The organism is Streptomyces sp. NPDC015242 (genome assembly GCF_043079125.1).
Lineage (GTDB): Bacteria > Actinomycetota > Actinomycetes > Streptomycetales > Streptomycetaceae > Streptomyces.
In genome coordinates this window covers 205,266-231,642 of record NZ_JBIBUF010000011.1, presented here as the reverse complement: position 1 = coordinate 231,642, position 26,377 = coordinate 205,266, and the positions used below count along the sequence as shown (strand labels likewise).

The following is a 26,377-nucleotide window of genomic DNA, read 5'->3' as shown; positions in this document are numbered from 1 at the left end:
CGCCCGGCCGCCTGCCCGACACTCCGTGGCGGGGCGGACGGCGTCGCCGGCCGCGCCGCCCTCACCGCGGAGCCAGGGGTGAGTCGTCCGGCGCGTGCGCGCTGTGGCCGCCCGGGCGGTTCCCCCCGCCCTTCAGCGGCTTGCTGCGGCCGTTGGTGAGGACCAGCAGGGCGATGTCGTCGGCCGGTGCGCCCCGGATGTGGTGCCGCAGGGCCGTGGTGACCCGGGTGAGCACCTCCCGCGAGGAGGCCGGGCCGTCCCGTGCGGCACGTTCCAGCACGTCCGGCAGGGGAAAGAACCGGCCCTGCCCGTCCCGCGCGTCCTGGGCACCGTCGGTGTAGAGGAACAGGCCGTCGCCGGGGCGCAGGGACCCGAGGCCGACGGCGGGCAGGTCGCTGTCCGGCAGCGGGAACAGCCCCAGGGGCGGCCAGGGGTCGCCGGCGGCGAGCTGTGCCACCTCAGTGCCGCTGAGCCGGTACGGCCAGGGATGGCCGCAGTTCAGGGCGAGCATCTCGCCGTCGGCCCGGATCTCCACGAGCAGCAGGGTCACGAACTCCTCGGCGTCGCCGGCCGGATGCTCGTGGCGCAGATGCCGGTCCAGGGCGCGCTCCAGCCGGCGCAGTACACCGCCGAGGTCCTTCTCGTCGTGCACGGCCTCACGGAAGCAGCCGAGTACGGCCGCGACCGTGCCGAGCGCGCCGATGCCGTGCCCGCGGACGTCGCCCATCACCGCGCGGACGCCGTACTCGGTGGCGACGACCTCGTACAGATCGCCACCGATCGCCGCGCCGCGCTCCGCCGACACCTGGGCGGCCGCGACGTCCAGTCCGTCGACGCGGGACGGCGGCGGACGCAGCAGCGCGTGCTGCGCGGCGCCCGCGACCCGGCGCAGTTGCCGCAGCTCGCGCGCGAGCGAACGCCGCGCGTGGAGGATCAGCCCGGTGCCGACCGCGAAGAACACGGCGCTGGTCAGGAGCCGTGCCGGAAGGTCGGTCTGCTGGGCGAGCGGGCAGGCCAGCTTGTACGTGACGGCCGCCGCACCCCAGGCCGCCGGCGCTCCGAGGCCACGCACCCGACCCCTGACGCGGATCATGCCGATGGCCCCCCATCAGGCCCCTGACACACAGAATCGGACCGGCCCGAGAAGGCCGGTCCGATTCTGTGGGACAGTCCGCCCGAAAAGGCGGGATCGGCCATCTTTACCACTCAAAAGAGTGAGGTGACCCGCCCCGCACGGGGCGCTAACTCCGCAGCTCGGCTCCCACCCGCTCACCGGCGAGAGCGACGGCCGCGTCCCGGGCGGCGGACGCCTCGTCGACGGTCAGCGTCCGGTCGGCCGCCCGGAACCGCAGGGCGTAGGCGAGCGACTTCCGGCCGTCACCGAGCTGCTCGGCGTTCTCGTACACGTCGAACAGCCGGATGGACTCCAGCAGTTCACCGGCCCCGTCGCGCAGGGCCTCCTCGACCTCCGCCGCCGGAACGACCGCGTCGACGACCAGGGCGACGTCCTGCGTGGCGACGGGGAACGTGGAGATCCGCGGCGCCGCCACCGTGGCGTCGCCCGCCGACTCCACGGCGTCCAGGTCGAGCTCCATCGCGCAGCTGCGCGCGGGCAGGCCGAGCGCCTTCACGACCCGCGGGTGCAGCTCACCGGCGTGCCCCACGACCCGCTCGGCACCGTCCACGGTGACGGCCAGTTCGGCGCAACGGCCCGGGTGCCACGGCCCGTACTGCCCCTTGCGGACGATCAGCTCGGTGCCGGCCTCGCGGGCGACGGACCGCGCCGCCTCGACTGCGTCGGCCCAGTCCGCCGGACGGCCCTTGCCCCACCAGCCGGCCTGCTCGCGCGCACCGGCGAGCACCACGGCGACGTGCCGCGGCTGCTCGGGCAGCGCCGCGTCCAGCTCGGCGATCTCCTCGTCGGTCGGGCGGCGGTCGACGGGCAGCACGGCGGCGACCCGCTGCTCCTCCCGCGGCAGGAAGACCAGTCCCGTCTCGAACAGCGCGAGGTCGTGCGAACCCCGGCCGTCGTTGCGGCGCAGCGCGGCGAGCAGGCCCGGCAGCAGCGTCGTGCGCAGCGCGGGCTCCTCGTCGCTCAGCGGGTTGCTGAGCCGCACGACACGGCGGGCCGGGTCGTCCTTCTCCAGACCCAGCTGGTCGAAGACCTGCTCGCCGATGAACGGGTAGTTCAGCGCCTCGACGTACCCGGCACCGGCCAGGGCGCGGCCGACGCGGCGGTGCAGCCGCTGCCGGTCCGTCAGGCCCAGGCCGGCCGGCGGCCTGGGCAGCGTGGAGGGCAGGTTCTCGTAGCCCTCCAGGCGGATGACCTCTTCGGCCAGGTCGTTCGGGTCGGTGAGGTCGGGCCGCCAGGACGGCACGGTGACGATGAGCTCGTCCTGCCCGTACACGTCGCAGCCGATCTCCTGCAGCCGCCGGACGACGGTCTCGCGGCCGTAGGCGACGCCCGCGACCTTGTCCGGGTGGTCGGCCGGGATGGCGATGGTGCGCGGCGCGGTCGGGGCCAGGACCTCGGTGACACCGGCCTCGGCGGTGCCGCCGGCGAGCAGCACCAGCAGGTCGACCGTGCGCTGCGCGGCAGCGGCGGCGGCCTGCGGGTCGACGCCGCGCTCGAAGCGCCGGGACGCCTCGGAGGACAGCTTGTGCCGGCGGGCGGTGCGCGCGATGGACACCGCGTCGAAATGCGCCGCCTCGATGACCACGTCGGAGGTGGCGTTCTCGACGTCGTCGTGGTCGGCGATCTCCGTGTTGGCACCGCCCATGACACCGGCGAGCCCGATCGGGCCGCGGTCGTCGGTGATCACCAGGTCCTCGGCGTCGAGCGTGCGCTCGACGCCGTCGAGGGTGGTGAGCTTCTCGCCCGGCTCGGCCCGGCGCACGCCGATGGTGCCCTGGACCAGGCTCCGGTCGTAGGCGTGCAGCGGCTGGCCGAGCTCCATCATCACGTAGTTGGTGACGTCGACGGCGAGGGAGATCGGGCGCATGCCGACCTTCTGCAGCCGGCGCTGCAGCCAGATCGGGGAGCGGGCCTCGGCGCTCAGGCCGGTGACCGTGCGGGCCGTGAAGCGGTCGCAGCCGGTGGGGTCGGAGATCCGCACCGGGTAGCCGTAGGCGTTCGGGCCGGGCACGTCGATCAGGGCCGGGTCGCGCAGCGGCAGTCCGTAGGCGATGGCCGTCTCGCGGGCGACGCCGCGGATGGACAGGCAGTAGCCGCGGTCGGGCGTGACGGCGATGTCGAGGACCTCGTCGACCAGCTCGAGCAGCTCGACGGCGTCCTTGCCGACCTCGGTCTCCGGCGGCAGCACGATGATGCCCTTGGTGCCGTCGTCGCCCATGCTCAGCTCGTCGCTGGAGCAGATCATGCCGCGCGACATCTTGCCGTAGGTCTTGCGCTCGGCGATCTGGAAGTCACCGGGCAGGACGGAGCCGGGCAGGGCCACGACGACCTTGTCGCCGACCGCGAAGTTGCGGGCGCCGCAGACGATCTCCTGGGGCTCACCGGTGCCGTTGGCCTGTCCGACGTCGACGGTGCAGAAGCGGATCGGCTTCTTGAACTCCGTCAGCTCCTCGATGGTCAGCACCTGGCCGACGACCAGCGGGCCCTTGAGGTCGGCGCCGAGCCGCTCGACGGTCTCGACCTCCAGACCGGCCGAAATGAGCTTGGCCTGGACGTCCCGGCCGGTCTCCGTCGCCGGCAGGTCGACGTACTCCCGCAGCCAAGAAAGCGGGACCCGCATCAGATCTCCATCCCGAACGGCCGGGTGAACCGGACGTCACCCTCGACCATGTCTCGCATGTCCTCGACGTTGTGGCGGAACATCAGCATCCGCTCGATGCCGAACCCGAAGGCGAATCCGCTGTACCTCTCCGGGTCGACCCCGCAGGCCCGCAGCACGCGGGGGTTGACCATGCCGCAGCCGCCGAGCTCGATCCAGCCCTCGGAGGAGCAGGTGCGGCAGGAACGGTCGGGGTTGCCGACGGACTCGCCCTTGCAGACGTAGCAGAGCATGTCCATCTCGGCGCTGGGCTCGGTGAAGGGGAAGAAGTTCGGCCGCAGCCGGGTCTTCATGTCCGCGCCGAACAGCGACTGGACCATGTGGTCCAGCGTGCCCTTCAGGTCGGCCATCGTCAGGCCCTCGTCCACCGCGAGCAGCTCGACCTGGTGGAAGACCGGGGTGTGGGTGGCGTCCAGCTCGTCGGAGCGGTACACGCGGCCGGGGCAGATGACGTAGACCGGCAGTTCGCGGTCGAGCAGGGACCGGATCTGCACGGGCGAGGTGTGCGTGCGCAGGACGACGCCGCTCTCGGCATCGCCGTCCGGGCTCTGGACGAAGAACGTGTCCTGCTCGCCGCGGGCCGGGTGGTCCGGGCCGATGTTGAGCGCGTCGAAGTTGAACCACTCGGCCTCGACCTGCGGGCCCTCGGCGACCTCGTAGCCCATGGCCACGAAGACGTCCTCGATACGCTCCGACAGCGTGGTCAGCGGGTGCCGGGCGCCGGACCGCACGCGGTCGTGGGGCAGCGTGACGTCCACCGCCTCCTCGACCAGCACCCGTGCGTCCCGCTCGGCCTCCAGCTCGGCCTGGCGCGCGGCGAGCCCCTTGTTGACGGCACCGCGGGCCTGGCCGACGCGCTTGCCGGCCTCGGCCTTGGCGTGCGGGGGCAGGGCGCCGATCTCGCGGTTGGCGAGGGCCAGCGGCGAGGCGGGGCCGGTGTGGGCGACCTTGGCCTCGTGGAGCGCGTCGAGGGAGTCCGCGGCGGCGAAGGCGGCGAGCGCCTCGTCCCGCATGCGCTCGATCTCTTCCGGTTTCAACGTCTCGACCTCTACAGGGTCGTACGACTTATTCGGTGCCGACATCTCTTCCCGTGCTTCCGATTGGCTGGCTGAAGGTCCCCGTCACCGACTCGTGGACATCTCGTCACGGCTTTCGGGACACAAAGGTGCCAATGGCCGAGTCTAACGGGGTGGGGGCAGACGAATGCGCCCGTGGTCCTCAGGCGAGATACGCCGGAGCCGCCACGGGCAACGTAAATCGGAACTCGGCGCCGGCCCCGGGGGCGCGGCCGACCGTGATGGTGCCGCCGTGGGCCTCGACGATGCCCTTGACGATGTAGAGCCCGAGGCCCGTGCCGCCGCGCTTGCTGCCCCGCCAGAAGCGGGTGAAGACGCGGTTCATGGACTCCTCCGGGATGCCGGGCCCTTCGTCGCTCACCGTGACCGACGTGCCGATGTCCTCGCCCTCGCGGGGGGACGCCGTGGCCGTGATGTCGATCGTGACAGTTCCCTCGCCGTGCCGCACGGCATTTTCCAGCAGGTTGCTGAGCACCTGGTCGATCTTGTCCGGGTCGGCCCACAGGTCGGGCAGGGGCTGCTGGACGCGCAGCAGGAAGCGGTCGGCGGGCTGCCCGGCGGCGACGTAGGCCTGGATGTGCCGTCCGACGGCGGCTCCCATGTCGACGGGCTGGCGGCGCACCTCCAGGCGGCCGGAGTCGATCCGGGAGATGTCGAGCAGCTCGGCGATGAGCCGGGTGACGCGGTCGGCGTCGGCGTCGACGGTCTCCAGCATCAGCCGCTTCTGGTCGTCGGTGAACCGTTCCCACTTGGCCAGCAGCGTGGCCGTGAAGCCCTTGACGGAGGTCAGCGGGGAGCGCAGCTCGTGGGCGACGGTGGCGATCAGCTCGGCGTGGCTGCGCTCGGTGCGGCGGCGGGCCTCGGTGTCGCGCAAGGTCACGATCAGGCGCCGTACGGGTCCGGTGGGGCGGGTGCGGACGTAGCGCGCGGAGACCAGCACCTCGCGTCCGCCGGGCAGCAACAGGTTGCGCTCGGGCTGGCCGACCCGGATGGCGAGGCCGCCGTAGGGGTCGGTCAGCTGCCACCAGCGGCGGCCTTCGAGGTCTTCTAACGGCAGGGCCTTCTCCAGCCGCTGGCCGAGGGCGTCCCGGGCCCGGACGGCGGTGATGCGCTCGGCGGCGGCGTTGAAGCAGATGACCCGGCCCTGCTCGTCGGCGACGACCAGCCCGTCGGGCAGCTGGTCGGGGTCGATGCCGAGATCGGCGAGATCACCGGACGGCCGGGGCGCGGCGGGTGGGCTCCCGGCGTCCCGGGCCCCCGGTGCGCTGCTCGTGCCGACGCTCATCCCCGTACCCCACCTCTCAGGCTCCGCGGAGGGTCCCTGAGCTGGTCACCCTACTAGTTCCCGGTGACGGAGCGGCACCCTCCGGGGGCGCGCTGTGCACGCGCCGACGCATAGAGACATACGGCGGCGGCGGTGGCGAGGTTCAGGCTCTCGGCCTTCCCGTGGATGGGGACGCGTACGACGGCGTCGGTGAGGGCCCGGGTCTCCTCGGGCAGGCCCCAGGCCTCGTTGCCGAAGACCCAGGCGGTGGGTCCGCCCATGGTGCCCTTGTCGAGCTCCTCGTCGAGGTCGCGGTCGCCGGCCCCGTCGGCGGCCAGGACGCGGACACCGGCGGCACGCAGCGCCTCGACGGCCCGCTCGACGGGGACGCCGACCGCGACGGGCAGGTGGAACAGGGAGCCGACGGAGGCGCGGACGGCCTTGGGGTTGTACACGTCGACGGAGGCGTCGGTCAGCACGACGGCCTCGGCGCCGGCGGCGTCGGCGCAGCGCAGCACGGTGCCGGCGTTGCCCGGGTCGCGGACGTTGGCGAGGAGGGCGACGAGCCGCGGGCGGGCCGCGAGCACCTCGTCGAAGGGCGTGTCGAGGAACCGGCAGATCCCGACGAGTCCCTGCGGGGTGACGGTGGTGGAGATGTCGGCGATGACCTGCTCGGCGGCGAGGTGCACGCGCGCTCCGGCGTCCCGCGCGGCTCCGACGATGTCGGCGTACCGCTCGGCCGCCTCCAGGGTCGTGAACAGCTCCACGAGCGTGGCCGCGCCCCCGGCCCGGTGTCCGGCCGCCTCACGCACCGCCTGCGGCCCCTCGGCGAGGAACAGCCGCTCCTTCCCCCGGAAGTTCCGCTTGGCCAGCCGTCGCGCCGCCAGGACGCGGGAGGAGCGGGGGGAGATGAGCTCGGGGGTGGCAGGGGACATCCTGTTCGCTTTCTCGGTAGCTGCACAGCAGGACCCGCAGGCCGTTCGGCCTGCGGGTCCTGTCAGTCACATCGGCTGGAAGCCGGCGTCAGGCCGCCTTGGGGGCGTTGACGTCGCTCGGCAGCGCCTTCTGGGCGACCTCGACGAGCGCGGCGAACGCACCGGCGTCGTTGACGGCCAGCTCGGCCAGGATCTTGCGGTCGACCTCGATGTTCGCGGCCTTCAGACCCTGGATGAAGCGGTTGTAGGTCATGCCGTTGGCGCGGGCAGCGGCGTTGATGCGCTGGATCCACAGCTGGCGGAAGTCACCCTTGCGCTTCTTGCGGTCGTTGTAGTTGTAGACCAGCGAGTGGGTGACCTGCTCCTTGGCCTTGCGGTACAGGCGCGAACGCTGACCGCGGTAGCCGGAGGCCTGCTCGAGGATCGCCCGGCGCTTCTTGTGGGCGTTGACTGCCCGCTTGACGCGTGCCACTTCTTAACTCCTTGTAGCGGGGCCGTGGGGGTCTTCACACGGCCCGAAATCGATTGGGTCCCGGTCCAGACGTGCGGCGCTCACGCGCCGGGCGTCACTTGCCGAGAAGCTTCTTGATCTTCGCGGCGTCGCCCGGGGCCATCTCGGCGTTGCCGGTGAGGCGACGCGTCACACGGGACGACTTGTGCTCGAGCAGGTGGCGCTTGCCGGCGCGCTCGCGGAGCACCTTGCCGGAGCCGGTGATCTTGAAGCGCTTGCTGGCACCGCTGTGCGACTTGTTCTTCGGCATAGCGCCGTTCTCTCCTCGTCGGTGGCGCTCCGGTGCCCGGTCGTGAAACCGGGCACGGTGGAGCGTCGTCTTGTTTCGGTTGCTTCCTGGGACTGGCGTCCCGGGAGTCACGCCTCGGCGGGCTCCTCGGCCGGCGTCTCGGCCGGCACCTCGGCGTCCGCGGCGTTCTGCGACTTGCCGGGGTTGGCCTTCGCTTCCGCCTTGCGGGCTTCCTGCGCCTGGCGAGCCTCGGCCATCGCCTCGGTCTTCTTCTTGTGCGGACCGAGGACCATGATCATGTTGCGGCCGTCCTGCTTCGGGTTCGACTCCACGAACCCGAGGTCGGCCACGTCCTCCGCGAGACGCTGCAGCAGCCGGTAGCCCAGCTCGGGCCGGGACTGCTCGCGACCACGGAACATGATCGTGATCTTGACCTTGTCGCCCTGCTTGAGGAACCGAACGACGTGACCCTTCTTGGTGTCATAGTCGTGCGGGTCGATCTTCGGCCGGAGCTTCATCTCCTTGATGACCGTGTGCGCCTGGTTCTTGCGCGCCTCACGGGCCTTCATGGCCGACTCGTACTTGAACTTCCCGTAGTCCATGAGCTTGCACACGGGCGGACGGGCGTTCGCCGCGACCTCGACCAGGTCCAGGTCGTACTCCTGCGCAAGCTCCAGTGCCTTGGCCAGGGGGACGATGCCCACCTGCTCGCCACTGGGACCGACAAGTCGCACCTCGGGAACGCGAATCCGGTCGTTGATGCGGGGCTCGGCGCTGATGGATCCTCCTCGGTAGCACCACGCGACGGTCTGGCGGACGGCCGCGTAACGTCTCTTTTCGACAGACCTAACCGCGCCGAAGCACAAAAAATGCCCCGGACGATTCCCAGGCGGGGCTCCTCGAACTACCGGAGCACCGCCGCGGGGATGCCGCGGGGCGCGCTTTCGGACGGATCGCCGCCACGGGGACGGGGCCGTCTGACCGGTGACCCGACGCCCTGGGGGCGGTCAGGTGGGAGTTCGAAAGCCTCCACTTGTGGGTCGGGCTCGCGGGCCGTGAGGCATACGGGTCCGACCGGTCGTTACACGAGGTTACCAGCAATGGCCAGGAAGGGCTAACCGGGGCGCGTCGGGACCTGGTACGGCGCGGGCACGGCCTGCGCCTATCGTGTGGGGCATGAGTGAGACCCCTCCTGAGTCCCCCGACTTCGACGCCATGGCCCGTGACATCGCCGAGGTCCCGGCCGTCGAGGTGATCGTGACGGTCGCCGTCAACCTGATGAGCGCGGCCGCCGTGAAGCTCGGCCTGACCGAGGAGGGCGAGAAGCACAAGGACCTGGACGAGGCCCGCAAGCTGGTGCACGCGCTGGCCGGTCTGCTGGACGCGTCGACGACCGAGATCAGCTCGTTCCACGCGGCGCCGCTGCGCGACGGTCTGAAGTCGCTGCAGCTGGCGTTCCGCGAGGCCTCCCTCGTCCCGGACGAGCCCGGCCAGGGCCCGGGCGAGAAGTACACCGGCCCGGTCTACGGCTAACGGCCCGCCCGGCGCACGGCGCACGCGTTCGGCGCACGCGTTCGGCGCCTGTCGTTCAGCGCCTGTCGTTCAGCGCACGAAGAGGGGCTCGCCCGGGGGCGTCGCCCCGGCCGGCAGCAGTGCCAGGTCGAGGCCGCGCACCAGGCGGGCCCTCAGTGTCGTGTCGGCGGCCAGGCGCTCGGCGACGGCCCGCGCGGCCTCGGCCGGGTCCGCGGCCGGGTCCAGGATCAGGGCCAGGGTGCCGTCGGCCTGCCCCGGGCCGAGATGGGCGCGCAGCACGGCGGGCTCGGCGGCCACGGCCTCGCGCACGGCCGCGACGACGGCCGGGTCGGCGAGCGGGTCGGTGGTGGTGCGGCCTTCCGCCAGGGCGAGCAGCGCCGGGCCGGTCAGCTCGAACGGCACGGGCCCGGCCAGGTCCAGCACGAGTGTGTCGGCCTTCTCGTGCGCGGCGGCCTGCAGGGCCTGGTGCAGCGGTACGGCGACGGGGCGCGCCTCGGGATCCCAGCGGGCGAGGGAGTCCGTGGAGGTGAAGGCGGGCAGGGCGGTGCGGCCGCCGGCCTTGAGGGTCGGGACGGCCATGTCACTGGTCTTCTCGCGGCGCAGTCCCCGCTCGTCCTCCTCGACCTCGCCGAGCACGGCCACGACCGGGACGAGCAGCCGGGCTCCCTTGAGCGCCTCCAGGACCGGTCCCACGGCGGTGCGGTCCCCGGACCAGGCGGCGAGGGCCGCGCTCAGCCGGGGGTCGGCGGAGCCGTCGTCGTCGGAGAAGCCGGGGTCGGGGATGTTCTTGTTCGCCACGGTCGTCGACCCTATCGGCCGGGTGGCGCACGCCGGACAGCGGCTCAGAAGTCCTGGTGGCTCGCGCGGCGCCCGCGCCACAGGACGACCGCCGCGACCAGCAGCACGCCGCCGGCGCCGCCCGCGAGGGGGGCCGCCCAGTCGGCGGTGCCGTCACCGGAGGATTCGGCGGCCGGGCCGCTGCCGAAGAACTTCTCGCCGTAGGAGGCCGACTGCAGGGCCTCGGGCTTGAGGCGTGCGGCGGCCCTGAGGGCGGCGGCCGGGTCGATGAAGCCGAAGCCGCGGGAGTCGTCGCGACCGCCGACGGGGCCGTTGCGGGCGGTGTCTTCCAGGAGCTTCTTGATCTGGGCCGGGGTCAGGTCCGGGTGGGCGGCCTTGACCAGGGCGGCGGCTCCGGAGACGAAGGCGGCTGCGGCGCTGGTGCCCCAGCCCTCGTAGTACTTGCGGTCCGGGTCGGCGATGACGACGTCGACGCCGGGGGCGCTGACGGTGGCGTACCAGCGGCGGGTGGAGAAGGAGGCGCGGGTCCCGGCGCGGTCGACGGCGGTGGCGGCGATGACGCCCGGGTAGGCGGCCGGGTAGGAGATGTGGTCGCCCTTCTCGCCCCCGTTGCCGGCGGAGGCGACGACGACCACGCCCTTCTTCAGGGCGTACTGGATCGCCTGGTCCTCGGTGGGTTCGGGGTGGGCGGAGGCGGAGTCGTCGCCGAGGGAGAGGTTGATGACGTCGGCGCCGTGGTCGGCGGCCCAGCGGATGCCCTCGGCGAGGGCGTTGCCGCGGGTGCTGCGGGCCTTGGCGCGTGAGGGGTCGCCGTCCTCCAGGATCACGCGCACGGGGAGGATCTTCGCCTCGGGGGCGATGCCGAGGACGCCGTCGGCGTTGCCCGGGCCGTGGCCGTGCCCGGCGATGATGCCGGCCATGGCGGTGCCGTGGCGGGCCCAGGCACGGTCGCCGGGTTCGGCCCCGAAGCGGACCAGGTCCTTGCCGGGGAGGACGTTGCCGGCCAGGTCGGGGTGGTCGGCCTCGACGCCCGTGTCCAGGACGGCGACGGTGACGCCCGCGCCCTTGGTGGTCTGCCAGGCCTCGGCGGTGTGCATGGCCTCCAGGGCCCACTGCTGGGCGCGGATGCCGTCGGCGTGGGCGGTGGTGGCGGGCACCAGGGCGAGGCCGGCGGCGAGGAGCAGGCTCAGGAGCCCGCCCGCGCGGGAGGTGACGGCTTTCACGACGGCTGCTCCGTTGTCACGACGGCTGGTCCGTTCGTCACGACGGTCGCTCCGTGGCCGAGCGGACGTTCTTGCGGAGGTCGCGTTCCACGCGGTCGGCGAGGCCCTGGGCCTCGTGGCCGAGGCCGGCCTGGGCGGGGGCGGTGGTGGCGCCGGACGCCATGGCGTCCTCGGCGGGCTGGGGGTCGTCGACGGTACGGCCGTCGGTCCAGCCGGAGACGGCGTAGACGACGACCGGGGCCTCGGTGAGCACGGAGACGGTCCAGGAGGCGCGCTGTTTCGCCCCGAAGTCCGCGGCGGGGGTGTCCTTCGCGGCGTACGGCAGGGGCATCAGGTCGGCGCGGCGGTCCAGGCGCTCCTTGCGGAAGCGGTTCGCGAGGGCGGTCATGCCCGGGGCGTCGGCGGTGGTGAAGAGCAGGCCGACGGTGGTCACGTGGCTCTCGGTGGCGTCGGTGTAGGTGGCGCGCAGGAGGCGTCCGCAGCCGACGGGCGCGAGGGCCTTGCGCAGCAGGGGGTCGAAGGCGTCCTTGCAGCCGCTGTCCGGGGCGACGGCTATCCGGGTCCAGGTGCGGTCGGCGCCGCCGGGGCCGGCGCCCTTGCCCTGCACGGTGCGGGGGAACAGCTGGTCGACCGGGACGCTGTGCCAGAGGCTTCCGGCGGTGCTGAAGGCACTGCGTGCGCCTTCCTCACCGGGGTCGCCGACGAGCCAGCTCCCGGTGACCGCGCCCGAGATCAGCCCCAGGCCGAGCACGAGACAGGCGGCGGCAGCGGCGGCCTGTGACGCGCCCCTGCGCCCGAGCGGCCGGGGCCGGGCGTCACCGTCGTAGCCCTCGGGCTCGCCGAACGACACGAGCGGTCGGGTGGCACCCGGGGCACCGCCGGGGCTCAGGGGGGCGCTCCAGGACAGGGCCGGGTCGGGCGAGACGGCAGTGGTGTCCGTGGCGGCGGAAGCGGGCCGGTGGGTGGGCACGGACGGCACGCTCCGCTGAGCGGGGGCGGCACCGCGCGGCGGCTCGGACGGAGCGGCAGGGGCCGACCGGTGAGCGGGGACGGCGCCGCGCGTCGGCGGCTCGGAGGGAGCAGCGGGCGCGGACCCCTGAGTGCGGGCGGCACCGCGCGACGGCTCGGACGGAGCGGCAGGGGCCGGCCGGTGAGCGGGGACGGCGCCGCGCGTCGGCGGCTCGGAGGGAGCAGCGGGCGCAGGCCCCTGAGTGCGGGCGGCACCGCGCGACGGCTCGGACGGAGCGGCAGGGGCCGGCCGGTGAGTGGGCTGGGCGGGCAGGCGGGCCGCGCGGCCGGTGGTGGCGCCGATACCGGTGCGTGTGCCGGTGCCGCTACGCGCGGCGGTTCCGGTGTCCGTGCCGGTGCCGCTACGCGCGGCGGTACCGGTGTCCGTGCCGGTGGGGCCCCTCCTGCCGGGGTCGGCGGGGCCGCCGCCGGAAGCCGCACCCGTGCCGACCCCGCGGCGCGGCTCGTGCGCCGGGCGCGGCGGGGCGTCGGGGCGGGCGGGAACGGAACGATCCGCCGTCGCCCCGGGCCCGGCGGGCGGGTACGGAGCGCCTGGACCGGCGGCCGATCCGGCGGCCGGGGACGGGGCCTCTCGGCCGCCCGCCGATCCGGCCGGGGACGGGCCGCCGGGGGCCCGGGCGGGGCGCGGCGGGGACAGGCGGAAGGGCCGGACGGCGGTCTCCGCGGAGACGCCGGCCGCAGCCTCGGCACGGCCGGAGCCGTCGGAACGCCCCTCACGGCCGCCGTCGGAGAAGCCCTGGGACGCGCCGCCGGCCGCACGCACCGGTCCGGCGGACCACCCGGCCTCACCGGCCGCCCGCGGCCTCCCCTGCGGCAGACCGGCCGAAGACTGCGCACCACCCTTCCCGGAGTTGCCGGGCGGCCCGCCGGCGCCCTCGGAGGGCACACGGCCACCCTCGGGCGTGCGCTGCGTCCCGGCGTCTCCCTCCGGTGCCGCCGCGGCGGGGGTCCGCGCACCGCCCCGCCCGGTCAGGCGGAACGGGCGGGTGGGTGCCGCGGGGACGGGACCGCGGTCGCCTGACGTTCCCGGGGGCGTGTCCGGGAAGCGGGACGAGGGGTGGGGCGGCGGCAGTGTCGCCGGTTCGCCGCGCCGGGGCGCCGTAGGGGCGGAGTCCGGGAGGCGGGGGACGTCGGGGCCCTGTACGCCGTCGCCCTCCGCGGCGGCGGGCCCGCTGCCCGAGCGGGACGCGGCACGTTCCGGCGTCGACGCCGGGTCGCCGGCGGCGAAGGAGCCACGGTCCTCCGGGGCGGACGGGGCGGCGGGAGGCTCGGGTGGGGCCGGCGGATGTGCGGGGCGCGGAGGGAAGGAGGCGCGTCGCGCTTCCGTGCTCATGCACCCCCCGTTCCCCGGCCCGGGCCACGCTGCGCGCGCGGGCCGGTGTCGTTCCGCCCGAGGCCCGGCACCGACGCGTCCGGGCACACATACCCGTACGGACGGAGCGTCATCCCGGCACGGCTGCGCGGCCGGCGTCGTCCGCCGTACGTGCGCGTCACTCTACGGCTTGTCCCCGGGCGAACGGGAACCAGTCCGCGAGCCCGGGGCATCTGCCCGGAACGTCCCCCTACCCTGCGGTAATCGGGTCTGGCAGGCTGCGGTCATGACTGCGCGCGCCGCCGACCGGGCCCGTTACGACCGGGCCACCGCCCATCTCGACGCCCCTCTCGCGATCGTGGACCTGGACGCCTTCGACGCCAACGCCGCCGACCTGGTGCGCCGCGCCGGGGGCAAGCCGATCCGGGTCGCCAGCAAGTCCGTGCGGTGCCGGGCGCTGCTGGAACGCGTCCTGGCCCGGGACGGTTTCGCGGGGATCATGTCGTTCACGCTCGCCGAGTCGCTGTGGCTGGCCCGGTCGGGGTTCGAGGACGTGCTGCTCGCCTACCCGTCCGCGGACCGCGCCGCGTACGCCGAGCTGGCCGGTGATCCCAAGCTCGCCGCCGCCGTGACCGTCATGGTCGACGACGTGGCCCAGCTGGACCTGATCGACGCCTCCCGCGGCGGCGGGCGCGAAGTCGTGCGCGTGTGCCTGGAGTTGGACACGTCCCTGAGGCTGCTGGGCGGGCGGGTGCGGATCGGGGCCCGGCGCTCGCCGCTGCACTCCCCCGCCGAGGTCGCCGAGGTGGCCCGCGCGGTGACCCGGCGGCCGGGCTTCGAGGTCGTGGGGATCATGGCGTACGAGGGTCATGTCGCCGGGGTCGGGGACGCCGTGGCGGGGCGGCCGCTGCGCTCGCGCGCCGTCCGGCTGATGCAGGCCGCCGCCAGGCGCGAACTGGCGGAGCGGCGCGCGGAGGTGGTCCGGGCGGTGCGGGCGGTGGTGCCGTCGCTGGAGTTCGTCAACGGCGGGGGCACCGGCTCGGTGCAGCACACGGCCGCCGAGGACGCGGTCACCGAGATCGCGGCCGGGTCGGGGCTGTACGTGCCGCGGCTGTTCGACAACTACACGTCGTTCCGCGGCAGGCCGGCCGCCCTGTTCGCGCAGCCCGTGGTGCGGCGGCCGGGGGTCGGGGTAGTGACGGTGCTCGGCGGCGGCTACCCCGCCTCCGGTGCGGCCGGGCCGGACCGGTCGCCGGTTCCGTACCTGCCCGAGGGGCTGCGCTACGACCCGCAGGAGGGCGCCGGCGAGGTGCAGACGCCGCTGCTCGGCTCGCCCGCCGACGACCTGCTGATCGGCGACAAGGTGTGGTTCCGGCACGCGAAGGCCGGTGAGCTGTGCGAGCGGTTCGACACCCTGCACCTGATCGAGGGCGACGCGGTGACGGCGGCCGTGCCGACCTACCGCGGCGAGGGGCACACGTTCCTGTAGCCGGCCCGTCAGTCCGTCGGACCGATGCTGCTGCCCACGCCGCCGCCGGTGTCCGCGTCGCCGGCGGGGCGGATGCCCTTGGTGATGCGGTCCATGTCGGCGAGCGGGGGCCCGTCCGCGCCCGCGTCGAAGACGAACCGGACGAGCACCGGCGACTCGGTGCCGACGCTGGAGGGGAAGACGAGCGACTGGACGTAGCCGCCCGGGCCCTTGGCGGTGTGCACGCGCCAGCGCACGAAGTACCCGGCGCGGCCCGCCACCGCGACCGGCCCCTGCTTCACGAGCCGGTGGGACTCCATGCCCCCGTAGGGCTTCTGGCCGATCGCGTCGCGGTCGAAGGCGTCCTCGGCCGCGTCGGAGATGTCCGCCTTGGCCAGGGCCTCGGGGGAAGTCTCGTCGTTCGCGGTCACGGTGCGGGAGATGACCAGGCCGTGGCGGCAGACGGCGCCGTCGCCGGGGCAGTCGTAGGTGCCGTCCGTGGTCATGACGACGTCGTCCTGGGAGACGTACCGGGGGCGGACCCAGCCGTCGAGGAGCGGGAAGGTGACGCCGTTGAGCTGGTCCTCGACGACCGAGGGATCGTCGGCCGACGGCTCGGAGGAGGACTCCTCGGGCGTCGGTTCCGGCGATGCGGGCGTGGTGGAGGCGGGGGACGTGGGGGCCGTCCTGGTCCGCGTCCCGCCGTCGTCGCCACTGCCGAGGACGGCCGCTCCGGTGACGATGGCCGCGACCAGGACCGCCCCGGCGGCGACGAGGGCGACGGTCTTCGCCCGCCCGGTGCCGCCGCCCGGGGGCGTGGGCACCGGGGCGGCGGCGACCGGGGTGGTGGGGGCCTCGGGCGTGCGGCGGTGCTCGGTCCAGGCCGTGCCGTCCCACCAGCGCTGCAGGTGCGGTGCGTGCGGGTCCGGATACCAGCCGGGTGGGGGCGTCATGCTCATCCCGGCACTGTAGGCCGCGGCCGGCCGCACGCGGACGCGACCTACAGCGGTGTGACGTACGCCCCCGAGATGCCGCCGTCGACGAGGAAGTCGGTGGCGTTGACGAAGGACGAGTCGTCGCTGGCGAGGAAGGCGACGGCGGCGGCGATCTCCTCGGCCTCGGCGAACCGGCCCAGCGGGATGTGCACCAGGCGGCGCGCGGCCCGCTCCGGGTCCTTGGCGAACAGCTCCTGCAGCAGCGGGGTGTTGACCGGCCCGGGGCACAGGGCGTTGACCCGGATGCCCTCGCGGGCGAACTGCACGCCCAGTTCGCGGGACATGGCGAGCACGCCGCCCTTGGAGGCGGTGTAGGAGATCTGCGAGGTGGCCGCGCCCATCCTGGCCACGAAGGAGGCCGTGTTGATGATCGAGCCCTTGCCCTGGCGCCGCATGTAGGGGATGGCGGCCTTGCAGCACAGGTAGACGGAGGTGAGGTTGACCTCCTGGACGCGCTTCCAGGCCTCGAGGCCGGTCTCCAGGATGGAGTCGTCGTCGGGCGGGGAGATGCCGGCGTTGTTGAAGGCGATGTCGACGCTGCCGTAGGTGTCGTAGGCGGTCCTGAACAGGGCCTCGACCTCCTCGGGGTCGGTGACGTCGACCTTCACGAAGGTGCCGCCGGTCTCCTCGGCGGCGGCCTTGCCGCGGGTCTCGTCGACGTCGCCGCAGACGACGTGCGCGCCCTCGGAGGCGAGACGGCGCGCGGCGGCGAGTCCGATGCCGCTGCCGGCTCCGGTGACGACGGCGGTACGGCCGACCAGACGGCGGCAGATGCTTTCCTGGGCAGTCACTGTGCGGGGCCCTCCGTGCTGATGAAGACGTTCTTGGTCTCGGTGAAGGCGGCCAGGGCGTCGGGGCCGAGCTCGCGGCCGACGCCGGACTGCTTGTAGCCGCCGAAGGGGGTCCAGTAGCGGACGCTGGCGTGGGAGTTGACGGACAGGTTGCCGGCGCGGACGGCGCGGGAGACGCGCAGGGCGCGGCCGACGTCCCGGGTCCAGATGGAGCCGGAGAGGCCGTAGGGGGTGTCGTTGGCGAGGCGGATCGCGTCCTCCTCGTCGGTGAAGGGCAGCAGCACGGCGACGGGGCCGAAGATCTCCTCGCGGGCGGCGGGCGAGTCGGGCCGCTCCCCGGTGAGGACGGTCGGCGGGAACCAGAAGCCGGGTCCCTCGGGGGCGCTGCCGCGCAGGGCCGGGGCGTCGTCGGGCACGAAGCCGCGGACGCGGTCGAGCTGCTGCCGGGAGATGAGCGGGCCCATCTGGGTCTTCTCGTCGGCCGGGTCGCCCACCACGACGGCGGACAGGGCGTCGGCGAGCAGCGCGCGGACCTCGTCGTACACGGACTCCTGGACGAGGACGCGGGTGCGGGCGCAGCAGTCCTGGCCGGAGTTGTCGAGGAAGGAGAAGGGGTCGACGGCGGTCGTGAGGTCGGCGTCGGCGAAGACGATGTTGGGGCTCTTGCCGCCGAGTTCGAGGGTGACGGGCTTGACCTGCTCGGCGGCGAGCGCGGCGACGCGTGTGCCGGTCCGGGTGGAGCCGGTGAAGACGATCTTGGCGACGCCGGGGTGCCGGACCAGCGCGTCGCCCGTGATGTCGCCGCGTCCGGGCAGGACCTGGAATAGGTGTTCGGGCAGCCCGGCCTCCAGGGCGAGTTCGGCCAGGCGCAGGGCGGTGAGCGGGGTGGTCTCGGCGGGCTTGAGCAGGACCGCGTTGCCGGCCGCGAGGGCGGGGGCGGTGCCCCAGGCGGCGATGGGCAGCGGGAAGTTCCAGGGGGCGATCACGCCGACCACGCCGAGCGGTTCGAGGATCGTGACGTCCAGGCCGCCGGGCACGGGAATCTGCCGGCCGGTGAGCCGTTCCACTCCCCCGGCCGCGTAGTCCAGCAGGTCACGGACGTTGCCGGCCTCCCAGCGGGCGTTGCCGATCAGATGGCCGGCCTCGCGGACCTCCAGACGGGCCAGTTCCTCCAGGTGCTGGTCGACGGTGGCGGCGAAGCGGCGCAGCAGCCGGGCGCGGTCCGCCGGGGCCAGGGCGGCCCAGGTCCGCTGTGCTCCGGCGGCCCAGGTGACGGCCGTGTCGACGTCGGCCGGGCTCGCCCCGGCGACGACGGCGACGACTTCCTCGGTCGCGGGGTTCAGTACGTCCAGAAGGTGCTCCGAAGACAACACGGGCCTCACATGCGTTCGAAGGAGCGGCGCAGCTCCCAGTCGGTCACCGCGGCGTCGAAGGCGTCCAGTTCGACGCGCGCCATGTTGCGGTAGTGCGCGACGACCTCGTCCCCGAAGGCGGCCTTGGCGATGGCGCTGTGCTCCCAGAGCCCGGCGGCCTCGCGCAGGGTGGTGGGGACGTGGGCGAAGCCGGCGGTGTAGGCGTTGCCGGCGCAGGGTTCGGGCAGTTCCAGCTTCTGCTCGATGCCGTGCAGTCCGGCCGCGATCAGTCCGGCGACGGCGAGGTAGGGGTTGACGTCGCCGCCGGGCAGGCGGTTCTCGAAGCGCAGGGAGCGGCCGTGGCCGACCACGCGCAGTGCGCAGGTGCGGTTGTCGCGGCCCCAGGCGACGGCGGTCGGGGCGAAGGAGCCGGGCTGGAACCGCTTGTAGGAGTTGATGTTGGGGGCGTAGAGCAGGGAGAACTCGCGCAGGGCGGCGAGCTGGCCGGCGAGGAAGTGCCGCATGACGTCCGACATGCCGCCGTCGCCGTCCCCGGCCATGGCGTTGGTGCCCTCGGCGTCGGTGAGCGAGAGGTGGATGTGGCAGGAGTTGCCCTCGCGCTCGTTGTACTTGGCCATGAAGGTGATCGACACGCCGTCCTGGGCGGCGATCTCCTTGGCGCCCGTCTTGTACACCGCGTGCTGGTCGCAGGTGACCAGGGCCTCGTCGTAGCGGAAGACGATCTCGTGCTGGCCGGGGTTGCACTCGCCCTTGGCGGACTCGACGGTGAGCCCCGCGCCGGCCATCTCGTTGCGGATGCGGCGCAGCAGGGGCTCGATGCGGCCGGTGCCGAGGACGGAGTAGTCGATGTTGTACTGGTTAGCCGGGGTCAGGCCGCGGTAGTTCGCGTCCCAGGCCTGTTCGTAGGTGTCCTTGAAGACGATGAACTCCAGCTCCGTGCCGACCTGGGCGGTGTAGCCGAGCTCGGCCAGGCGCTCCAGCTGGCGGCGCAGGATCTGGCGCGGGGCGGCGGCCACCGGCGAGCCGTCCTCCCAGGCGAGGTCGGCGAGGACCATCGCGGTGCCCTCGTTCCACGGCACCCGGCGCAGGGTGGCCAGGTCCGGGTGCATGGCGAAGTCGCCGTAGCCGCGGTCCCAGGAGGACATCGCGTAGCCGTCGACGGTGTTCATCTCGGTGTCGACGGCGAGCAGGTAGTTGCAGCCCTCGGTGCCGTGGTGGAGGACTTCGTCGAGGAAGAAGCGTGCGGCGAACCGCTTGCCCTGGAGCCGCCCTTGCATGTCGGGGAAGGCCAGGACGACAGTGTCGATCTCACCGCCGGCGACGAGGGCGTGCAGCTCCTCGACGCTCAGCGGGGGTGTGCGGTCTGCCACGGGAGAGCCTCCTTCGGCTTCTTTCGGCGAGCCGGGAGCCATAAGGTATTGCGGAAGACCATTGCTTGGGAAGGGGGTACGGCCACATGCCGGAGGAAGCGGTCGGCGGGGTGCGGGACCGGCTGACGCCGGTGCTGCGGCCGGTGCGCGCGGGCAACGGCTTCGAGGAGGCGCTGGAGCAGATCCTCCAGGTCGTGCGGCTGGGTTTGGTGGCGGGGGGCGAGCGGCTGCCGGCCGAGCGGGAGCTGGCGGAGCGGCTCGGGATCAGCCGGGTGACGCTGCGCGAGGTGCTGAAGGTGCTCCAGGACCAGGGTCTGGTCGAGTCCCGGCGGGGGCGCTACGGGGGCACGTTCGTGCTGCCGCGCACCGACGCGGGCGGCGAGGACGAGCTGCGGCGCCGGATCGCCGAGACCGACATAGAGGACGTGCTGCGCTTCCGTGAGGTGCTGGAGGTCGGGGCGGCCGGGCTGTGCGCGGCGCACGGACTGACCGGGGAGCAGGAGGCCCGGCTGCGTGCGGCGCTGGCGGGCACGCACGACGCGCCGCTGACCGACTACCGGCGCCGCGACACGCTGCTGCACCTCACGCTCGCCGAGCTGTCCGGCTCCCCCACGCTGACCGCCCAGTACGCGGCGGTGCGCGCGAGCGTCAACGACCTGCTCGACTGCATCCCGCTGCTGGTGCGCAACCTGGAGCACTCCCAGCGGCAGCACACGGCGCTGGTGGAGGCCGTGATCGAGGGCGACGCCGACCAGGCGCGGGAGATCATGCGCGAGCACTGCGGGGGCACGGCGGCGCTGCTGCGCGGATTCCTGGGCTGAGCCGGCCGGTGGCCGGGCCCGGTGAGGATTTACGGGCGATTAACGCACGGGTCTTGCCTTCCCCCGGTCGGCCCCGCAAAGGTATGGCCTCATTCCATTGAAGTCGTAGCGCGCTCGGCCCCGTGACCGCCGCCCCGTCGGGAGTCTGCCCATGTCCGAGGAACCCACCACCCCACCCGTCGCCCCGGAGGGCGACGACTACCTGGAGCGCAGAGCGCTCCGCCGCGGCAGCGCCGGCTGGGTGCTGCTCACCGGTCTCGGTGTCGCCTACGTCGTCTCCGGCGACTACTCGGGCTGGAACTTCGGCCTGGCCGAGGGCGGCTTCGGCGGTCTGGCCATCGCCATGGTCCTCATGGGCGCCATGTACGCGTGCATGGTCTTCGCCCTCGCCGAGCTGTCCTCGATCCTGCCGACGGCCGGCGGCGGCTACGGCTTCGCCCGCCGCGCCCTGGGCCCCTGGGGCGGCTTCCTGACCGGCACGGCGATCCTCATCGAGTACGTCCTCGCCCCCGCCGCGATCGTCATCTTCATCGGCGACTACGTCGAGTCGCTCGGCCTGTTCGGGCTGGAGTCGGGCTGGCCGCTGTACCTGGTGTGCTTCGCGATCTTCCTCGGCATCCACCTGTGGGGCGTGGGTGAGGCGCTGCGCTTCAGCTTCGTCGTCACCGGCATCGCGGTGGCCGCCCTGGTCGTGTTCGCGCTGGCCGCGCTGCCGGACTTCTCCTTCTCGGCGCTGGACGACATCCCGGCCGACGCCTCGGCCGCCGGGTCGAGCTCCTGGCTGCCGTTCGGGCTGCTCGGCATCTGGGCGGCCTTCCCGTTCGGCATGTGGTTCTTCCTGGGTGTCGAGGGCGTGCCGCTGGCCGCCGAGGAGACCCGGGACCCGGCCCGGACGCTGCCCAAGGCGATCCGCTGGTCCATGGGCGTCCTGGTGGTGCTCGCGGTGGTCACGTTCGTCGCGGCGGCCGGGGCGCGCGGGTCCGCCGCGGTGCAGGAGGCGGGCAACCCGCTGGTCGAGGCGCTCCAGCCGGACGGCGAGGCGACGACCCTGAGCCGGATCGTCAACTACGCGGGCCTCGCGGGTCTGGTGGCCTCCTTCTTCTCCCTGATCTACGCGGGCTCGCGCCAGCTGTTCGCCCTCTCCCGCGCGGGCTACCTGCCCCGCTTCCTGTCCCTGACCAGCCGCCGCAAGGCTCCCTACCTGGGCCTGCTGGTGCCCGGCACGATCGGCTTCCTGCTGGCCGCGGTGTCCGGCGACGGCGCCCGCATGCTGAACATCGCCGTCTTCGGCGCGACCATCTCCTACGCGCTGATGTCCCTGTCGCACATCGTGCTGCGCCGCCGCGAGCCGGACCTGCCCCGGCCGTACCGCACCCCGGGCGGGGTGCTGACCTCCTCGGTCGCGCTGGTGCTGGCCTGCGCGGCACTGGTGGCGACGTTCCTGGTGGACGTGACGGCCGCGTTCATCGCGCTCGTGGTGTACGCCGTGGCCGTCGCCTACTTCGGCCTGTACAGCCGCAAGCGGCTGGTGGCGAAGGCGCCGGAGGAGGAGTTCGCGGCACTGGCCGCGGCCGAGGCAGAGTTGGCACGGGACTGAGTCGAGGAGGAGGAACCGCTGTGGCCAGGCCGTTGATCGGGGTCAGCACCTACCTGGAGTCCGGGGCGCGCTGGGGTGTGTGGGAGCTGGAGGCGGCACTGCTGCCGGTCGGCTACCCGCGGCTGGTGCAGCGGGCGGGCGGCCTGGCCGCGATGCTGCCGCCGGACGACCCGGCGCAGGCGGCCGGGGCCGTGGCCCGGCTGGACGGGCTGGTCGTCGCGGGCGGGCCCGATGTGGAGCCGGTGCGCTACGGCGCCGAGCGCGAGCCGCGCACGGGACCCCCGGCGCCCGAGCGGGACGCGTGGGAGCTGGCGCTGATCGACGCCGCCCTGGCGGCGGGCGTGCCGCTGCTGGGCATCTGCCGGGGCATGCAGCTGCTGAACGTGGCGCTGGGCGGCACGCTCGTGCAGCACCTGGACGGGCACGCGGAGGTCGTCGGCGTGTTCGGCGGGCACCCCGTCAAGCCGGTGCCGGGCACGCTGTACGGCGCGATCGTGCCGGAGGAGACGTCGGTGCCGACCTACCACCACCAGGCCGTGGACCGGCTCGGCGAGGGCCTGGTCCCGTCGGCGTACGCGGCCGACGGGACGGTGGAGGCGGTGGAACTGCCCGCTCCGGGCTGGGTGCTCGGAGTGCAGTGGCACCCGGAGATGGGGGACGACGTGCGGGTGATGCGGGCGCTGGTGGAGGCGGCGGCAGCACGGTGAACCCCGGCGTACCGGGCCGGGCCCGGTACACCGAGCCGAGGAGCCGCTAATCCCGCGTCAGGGACAGCAGGTCACGCGCCGGTCCCGTGGGGCGGTGCCCCGTCGGCCACACCGCGCGCAGGTCCCGGGCCAGGGCCACGCCGTCCACCGGCACGCGCACCAGCCGCCGCATCGCCAGCTCCTCCCCCACGGCCAATTCGCTCAGCACCGCCGGTCCGGCCCCGCTGACGGCGGCCGCCTTCACGGCGGTCGTCGAGGAGAGCTCGATGAGCGGCCGGGCCAGCCCGCCCAGCGCCGCGTCCAGCACCTGACGGGTCCCTGACCCCTTCTCCCGCAGGATCAGCGGCGTCGAGGCCAGCTCCTCGGCCGCCACCGGCCGCCCGCGCCGCCCCCAGGGGTGCCCCGGCGCCGTGACCACGATCAGCCGGTCGTGGGCGATGACCACCGAGTCCAGACCGGTCGGCACGGTCAGCCCCTCCACGAAGCCCAGGTCCGCCTCGTCCGAGAGCAGCCGTTCGGCGACCACCGTGGAGTTGCCCGCGTGCAGCGACACCGCCGTGTCGGGCCGCTGCGCCCGCAGCGCGAGCAGCCAGCCGGGCAGCAGGTACTCCGCGATCGTCATGCTCGCCGCGACCCGGAGCCGTGAGTCACGGCGGTCGCGCAAGGCCTGCGCGCCCGCGTCGAACGCCTCCGCCGCCTCGACGATCCGCCGGGCCCAGTCCGTCACCAGCGCACCGGCGTCCGTGAGCCGGGACCCGCGGGGCGAGCGGTCGACGAGCGCCACGCCGAGCTGACGTTCCATGGACCGGATGCGGCTGCTGGCCGCGGGCTGGGTGATGCCGACCTCCCGCGCCGCTCCGCCGAGGCTGCCGACCCGCGCCACCGCCAGCAGCAGCTCCAGGGCGCCGAGGTCCGGCACCCGGTGCGCCAGGGACCCGGCCGCCGACGGACCGGCCTGCTCCTCCGTGTTGCTCATAAAGCCAGCTTATGCCGCCATAGAGGTGAACTCCCTGGTGGTGCGCCCGCTCCGGTCCGACCGTGGAGTCATGGTCACCGCCGCCCCGCCCGTCGCCTGCCCGCTGTCCGTCCGGCACCTCGGGCCCAACTGGTACGCCACCGTCATGGGCACCGCCGCCGTGACCACCGCGGGGGCCGCTCTCCCGCCGCACGTCCCCGGGCTGCGCGGGGTGCTCGCCGGCGTCTGGGTCTTCTCCCTGGTCCTGCTCCTGTCCCTGCTGGCGGCCCGGTCGGTCCACTGGGCCCGACACCGCGACCAGGCCCGCGCCCACCTCCTCGACCCGGCGACCGCGCCCTTCTACGGCTGCCTGGCCATGGCCCTGCTGGCCGTGGGTGGCGGTGCCCTCGCCGTGGGCCGGGACGTGATCGGCGTGCCGGCCGCGGTGGCGCTCGGCGCCGTGCTGTTCACCGCCGGGACGGCCGTCGGGCTGGCCGCGGCGGTCGCCGTGCCGTGCCTGATGGCCGTACGGCACCGGGTGGAGCCCGGGCAGGCGACGCCCGTGTGGCTGCTGCCGCTGGTCGCGCCGATGGTGTCGGCCGCCGTGGGGCCGCAGCTGGTGCCCCTTCTGCCGGCCGGCCAGGCCCGCCGGACGCTGCTGCTCGTCTGCCTCGCGCTGTTCGGCCTCAGCCTGCTCGCGACCCTGCTGATGCTGCCGCTGGTGACCGCCCGGCTGCTCACCGGCGGGCCGCTGCCGCTCGCCCTCGCCCCGACGCTGTTCCTGGTACTGGGCCCGCTCGGCCAGTCCACGACCGCCGCCGGGGCCTTCGCGGACGCCGCCCCGGGCGTCGTGGCCGAGCCGTACGGCCGGGGCCTCGGCGCGTTCGCCGTGCTCTACGGGGTGCCCGTCATGGGGTTCGCGCTGCTGTGGTTCTGCCTGGCCGGCGTCCACGTGTGGCGTGCCCGGCGGCAGGGGATGCGGTTCGCGATGACCTGGTGGTCGTTCACGTTCCCGGTCGGCACCTGCGTCACGGGCGCCGAGGCACTGGGGCGACACACCGGGCTCGTGGCCTACACGGGGCCGGCGGTCGTGCTGTACGGCCTGCTGGTCGCCGCCTGGGGCACGGCCGTCGTGGGGACCGTGCGCGGGCTGCTCAGGGGCGAGCTGCTCGCAGGGCCCGGCCGAGCACCCGCGGGGCCTCGGCGAGCGACGGTCCGTACCACGTCAGGTGCCGTCCGCTGACGAGTGCGCACGGCAGGCCGGGGAAGGCGTCGGGCCCGTCGTCGGCGGTGAAGCGGTACGGCTCGTCCGGCAGGACCACCAGATCCGGCGCCGCTGCCCGCAGCTCCTCCAGCGGGACGCGGGGATAGCGCTCGGGGTGCGCCGCGTGCACGTGGTCGACGCCGAGGCGGGAAAGGACGTCGCCGGCGAAGGTGTCGCGGCCGAGGACCATCCACGGGCGGCGCCAGACCGGCACGACCGCCGTGCGGCGGACCTCCGGCGGCGGCAGGGCCGACCAGGTCTGCTCCGCCTCGTCCAGCCAGCGCGGGCGAGTCCTCACCCCGCAGGCCTCCAGGACCCGGTCCAGCTCCCGGAAGGCCTGCGGCACGCTGCGGACCTCCGTCACCAGCACCTCCACGCCCGCCGCGCGCAGGGCCGCCAGGTCGGGCCCGCGGTTCTCCTCCTCATTGGCGATCACCAGGTCGGGCGCGAGGGAGACGATCCGGCCGGTCTTCGGGTTCTTGGTGCCGCCGACGCGGACGACGTCCAGGTCCGGCGGGTGCGTGCACCAGTCGGTGGCGCCGGCCAGGACGCCCGGCGCGGACCGGGCCACGGCCTCGGTCAGCGAGGGGACCAGCGAGACCGCCCTCACCGGCGTGGCCGGTCCCGGACCGCCTCGATGTGCTCCGCGACGGCGACGACGATCACGCGTGTGTCCGATTCGGCCGCCCGCCAGCGGTGCCGGACGCCGCCGGTGAGGTACAGGGTGTCGCCGCGGCCGAGCCGGTAGGCGCGGCCTTCCGCCTCCACCTCCACGGCGCCGTCGGCGACGTACATCAACTGGTCGTTGCGGTACTGCAGTTCGCGGCCCGCGTCGTGCTCGCCGGTGAACTCCGAGGCGTGCATCTGGTGGTGGCCGCGCACCAGCGACCGGGTCCGCGGCTGGTGGGCCGGCGGCTCGGTGCCGTCCGCGCGGACGACGTCGACGCTGCACGCCGGGTCCGCCGCGGCGAGGAGTTCGACGGCGGTGGTGCGCAGGGCGTCGGCGACCTTCTCCAGGGAACTGGTGCTGGGCCGCGCCCGGTCGTTCTCGATCTGGCTCAGGAACGGGACCGACAGGCCGCTGCGCTCGGCCACGACGGCGAGGGTGAGCTCCAGCGCGCGGCGCCGGCGGCGCACGGCCGCGCCCACCCGCAGGGGCTGCTCTTTGTGGTCGCCCATCGCTCCGGCTCCCTCCTTCGCCCGTCGATCCGCTGCTCGCGCGCCGGCGGCCCGGCGCACCACGTCTGTTGAGTTGTCTGCACCCTACGCATGTTCGGCAAACCGTTTCATGCGCCCGTCACATCGACGTCACGCGGGGCGTTGCGCGACCTC

At 74.1% G+C, this 26,377-nt stretch carries 24 protein-coding genes; 6 read left to right on the top strand and 18 right to left on the bottom strand.

Annotation, left to right across the window (positions count from 1 at the left end):
• Window positions 1-61 precede the first annotated feature (61 nt).
• The 8 genes from ACF07N_RS32485 to infC form a co-directional block, all read right to left on the bottom strand.
• Window positions 62-1,072, bottom strand: a complete 1,011-nt coding sequence (locus ACF07N_RS32485) for a PP2C family protein-serine/threonine phosphatase (protein ID WP_392119921.1) — start codon at window positions 1,070-1,072, stop codon at window positions 62-64.
• Between the two features lie 169 nt (window positions 1,073-1,241).
• Window positions 1,242-3,755, bottom strand: a complete 2,514-nt coding sequence (gene pheT / locus ACF07N_RS32480) for a phenylalanine--tRNA ligase subunit beta (protein WP_392119918.1) — start codon at window positions 3,753-3,755, stop codon at window positions 1,242-1,244.
• Complete coding sequence (gene pheS, locus ACF07N_RS32475; protein ID WP_392119915.1) at window positions 3,755-4,876, bottom strand: phenylalanine--tRNA ligase subunit alpha; 1,122 nt, start codon at window positions 4,874-4,876, stop codon at window positions 3,755-3,757. The genes pheT and pheS overlap by 1 nt, the downstream gene beginning before the upstream one ends.
• Before the next feature lie 136 nt (window positions 4,877-5,012).
• Complete coding sequence (locus ACF07N_RS32470; RefSeq protein WP_392119912.1) at window positions 5,013-6,155, bottom strand: ATP-binding protein; 1,143 nt, start codon at window positions 6,153-6,155, stop codon at window positions 5,013-5,015.
• 53 nt (window positions 6,156-6,208) lie between these two features.
• On the bottom strand, window positions 6,209-7,069 hold the full coding sequence (locus ACF07N_RS32465) for a TrmH family RNA methyltransferase (RefSeq protein WP_383334067.1): 861 nt from the start codon (window positions 7,067-7,069) through the stop codon (window positions 6,209-6,211).
• Window positions 7,070-7,157: 88 nt separating this feature from the next.
• Window positions 7,158-7,541: a 50S ribosomal protein L20 gene (gene rplT, locus ACF07N_RS32460; RefSeq protein WP_010045263.1), complete on the bottom strand. Its 384-nt coding sequence runs from the start codon at window positions 7,539-7,541 to the stop codon at window positions 7,158-7,160.
• A 94-nt stretch (window positions 7,542-7,635) separates the two neighbouring features.
• The gene (rpmI, locus tag ACF07N_RS32455; protein ID WP_003977225.1) at window positions 7,636-7,830 is read right to left on the bottom strand and encodes a 50S ribosomal protein L35; all 195 of its coding nucleotides are present in this window, start codon (window positions 7,828-7,830) and stop codon (window positions 7,636-7,638) included.
• A 107-nt stretch (window positions 7,831-7,937) separates the two neighbouring features.
• Window positions 7,938-8,588, bottom strand: a complete 651-nt coding sequence (infC, locus tag ACF07N_RS32450) for a translation initiation factor IF-3 (protein ID WP_383334141.1) — start codon at window positions 8,586-8,588, stop codon at window positions 7,938-7,940.
• A 397-nt stretch (window positions 8,589-8,985) separates the two neighbouring features.
• On the opposite strand from infC, the gene ACF07N_RS32445 reads away from it, so the two are divergent.
• The gene (locus ACF07N_RS32445) at window positions 8,986-9,342 is read left to right on the top strand and encodes a DUF1844 domain-containing protein (RefSeq protein WP_094057204.1); all 357 of its coding nucleotides are present in this window, start codon (window positions 8,986-8,988) and stop codon (window positions 9,340-9,342) included.
• A 69-nt stretch (window positions 9,343-9,411) separates the two neighbouring features.
• On the opposite strand, the gene ACF07N_RS32440 is transcribed toward ACF07N_RS32445, so the two are convergent.
• The 3 genes from ACF07N_RS32440 to ACF07N_RS32430 are packed head-to-tail and all read right to left on the bottom strand — an operon-like array spanning window position 9,412 to window position 12,213.
• Window positions 9,412-10,140: an SseB family protein gene (locus ACF07N_RS32440; protein ID WP_383347225.1), complete on the bottom strand. Its 729-nt coding sequence runs from the start codon at window positions 10,138-10,140 to the stop codon at window positions 9,412-9,414.
• Window positions 10,141-10,184: 44 nt separating this feature from the next.
• Window positions 10,185-11,363 carry a type VII secretion-associated serine protease mycosin gene (gene mycP / locus ACF07N_RS32435; protein WP_383334072.1) on the bottom strand — a complete coding sequence of 393 codons (1,179 nt, stop codon included), beginning with the start codon at window positions 11,361-11,363 and terminating at the stop codon, window positions 10,185-10,187.
• Between the two features lie 37 nt (window positions 11,364-11,400).
• Window positions 11,401-12,213, bottom strand: coding sequence for a hypothetical protein (locus ACF07N_RS32430; RefSeq protein ID WP_392120120.1), 813 nt, complete (start codon window positions 12,211-12,213; stop codon window positions 11,401-11,403).
• A 1,777-nt stretch (window positions 12,214-13,990) separates the two neighbouring features.
• On the opposite strand from ACF07N_RS32430, the gene ACF07N_RS32425 reads away from it, so the two are divergent.
• Window positions 13,991-15,193: an amino acid deaminase/aldolase gene (locus ACF07N_RS32425; protein WP_392119907.1), complete on the top strand. Its 1,203-nt coding sequence runs from the start codon at window positions 13,991-13,993 to the stop codon at window positions 15,191-15,193.
• Window positions 15,194-15,201: 8 nt separating this feature from the next.
• Here the strand turns inward: ACF07N_RS32425 and ACF07N_RS32420 are convergent, their stop codons facing one another.
• From ACF07N_RS32420 to ACF07N_RS32405, 4 genes are read right to left on the bottom strand one after another with little or no spacing between them, the layout of a single operon-like run.
• Window positions 15,202-16,125 carry a DUF2510 domain-containing protein gene (locus ACF07N_RS32420; protein WP_392120117.1) on the bottom strand — a complete coding sequence of 308 codons (924 nt, stop codon included), beginning with the start codon at window positions 16,123-16,125 and terminating at the stop codon, window positions 15,202-15,204.
• Window positions 16,126-16,172: 47 nt separating this feature from the next.
• Window positions 16,173-16,958 (bottom strand): 3-oxoacyl-ACP reductase, encoded by a 786-nt coding sequence (locus ACF07N_RS32415; protein WP_383334076.1) that lies wholly within the window; start codon window positions 16,956-16,958, stop codon window positions 16,173-16,175.
• On the bottom strand, window positions 16,955-18,328 hold the full coding sequence (locus tag ACF07N_RS32410) for an aldehyde dehydrogenase family protein (RefSeq protein WP_392120114.1): 1,374 nt from the start codon (window positions 18,326-18,328) through the stop codon (window positions 16,955-16,957). The genes ACF07N_RS32415 and ACF07N_RS32410 overlap by 4 nt, the downstream gene beginning before the upstream one ends.
• A gap of 8 nt (window positions 18,329-18,336) precedes the next feature.
• Window positions 18,337-19,701 carry a glutamine synthetase family protein gene (locus ACF07N_RS32405; protein ID WP_392119904.1) on the bottom strand — a complete coding sequence of 455 codons (1,365 nt, stop codon included), beginning with the start codon at window positions 19,699-19,701 and terminating at the stop codon, window positions 18,337-18,339.
• Between the two features lie 86 nt (window positions 19,702-19,787).
• Here ACF07N_RS32405 and ACF07N_RS32400 point away from each other — a divergent pair, with 86 nt between their 5' ends.
• The 3 genes from ACF07N_RS32400 to ACF07N_RS32390 all read left to right on the top strand — a co-directional run bounded on the left by ACF07N_RS32400 (window position 19,788) and on the right by ACF07N_RS32390 (window position 22,826).
• Window positions 19,788-20,522, top strand: a complete 735-nt coding sequence (locus ACF07N_RS32400) for a FadR/GntR family transcriptional regulator (protein WP_383334080.1) — start codon at window positions 19,788-19,790, stop codon at window positions 20,520-20,522.
• A 151-nt stretch (window positions 20,523-20,673) separates the two neighbouring features.
• A complete protein-coding gene (gene eat, locus ACF07N_RS32395; RefSeq protein WP_392119901.1) occupies window positions 20,674-22,119 on the top strand; it encodes an ethanolamine permease in 1,446 nt (481 codons plus the stop codon).
• Window positions 22,120-22,151: 32 nt separating this feature from the next.
• Window positions 22,152-22,826 (top strand): gamma-glutamyl-gamma-aminobutyrate hydrolase family protein, encoded by a 675-nt coding sequence (locus tag ACF07N_RS32390; protein ID WP_383334149.1) that lies wholly within the window; start codon window positions 22,152-22,154, stop codon window positions 22,824-22,826.
• Between the two features lie 46 nt (window positions 22,827-22,872).
• On the opposite strand, the gene ACF07N_RS32385 is transcribed toward ACF07N_RS32390, so the two are convergent.
• A complete protein-coding gene (locus ACF07N_RS32385) occupies window positions 22,873-23,802 on the bottom strand; it encodes a LysR family transcriptional regulator (protein ID WP_392119898.1) in 930 nt (309 codons plus the stop codon).
• A gap of 70 nt (window positions 23,803-23,872) precedes the next feature.
• Here ACF07N_RS32385 and ACF07N_RS32380 point away from each other — a divergent pair, with 70 nt between their 5' ends.
• Window positions 23,873-25,024 (top strand): TDT family transporter, encoded by a 1,152-nt coding sequence (locus tag ACF07N_RS32380; RefSeq protein WP_392119895.1) that lies wholly within the window; start codon window positions 23,873-23,875, stop codon window positions 25,022-25,024.
• Here the strand turns inward: ACF07N_RS32380 and ACF07N_RS32375 are convergent.
• A complete protein-coding gene (locus tag ACF07N_RS32375) occupies window positions 24,936-25,655 on the bottom strand; it encodes a helical backbone metal receptor (protein ID WP_383347207.1) in 720 nt (239 codons plus the stop codon). The genes ACF07N_RS32380 and ACF07N_RS32375 overlap by 89 nt on opposite strands.
• Window positions 25,652-26,224 carry a helix-turn-helix domain-containing protein gene (locus ACF07N_RS32370; protein ID WP_392119891.1) on the bottom strand — a complete coding sequence of 191 codons (573 nt, stop codon included), beginning with the start codon at window positions 26,222-26,224 and terminating at the stop codon, window positions 25,652-25,654. Before ACF07N_RS32370 ends, ACF07N_RS32375 begins: the two co-directional genes overlap by 4 nt.
• Between the last annotated feature and the right edge of the window lie 153 nt (window positions 26,225-26,377).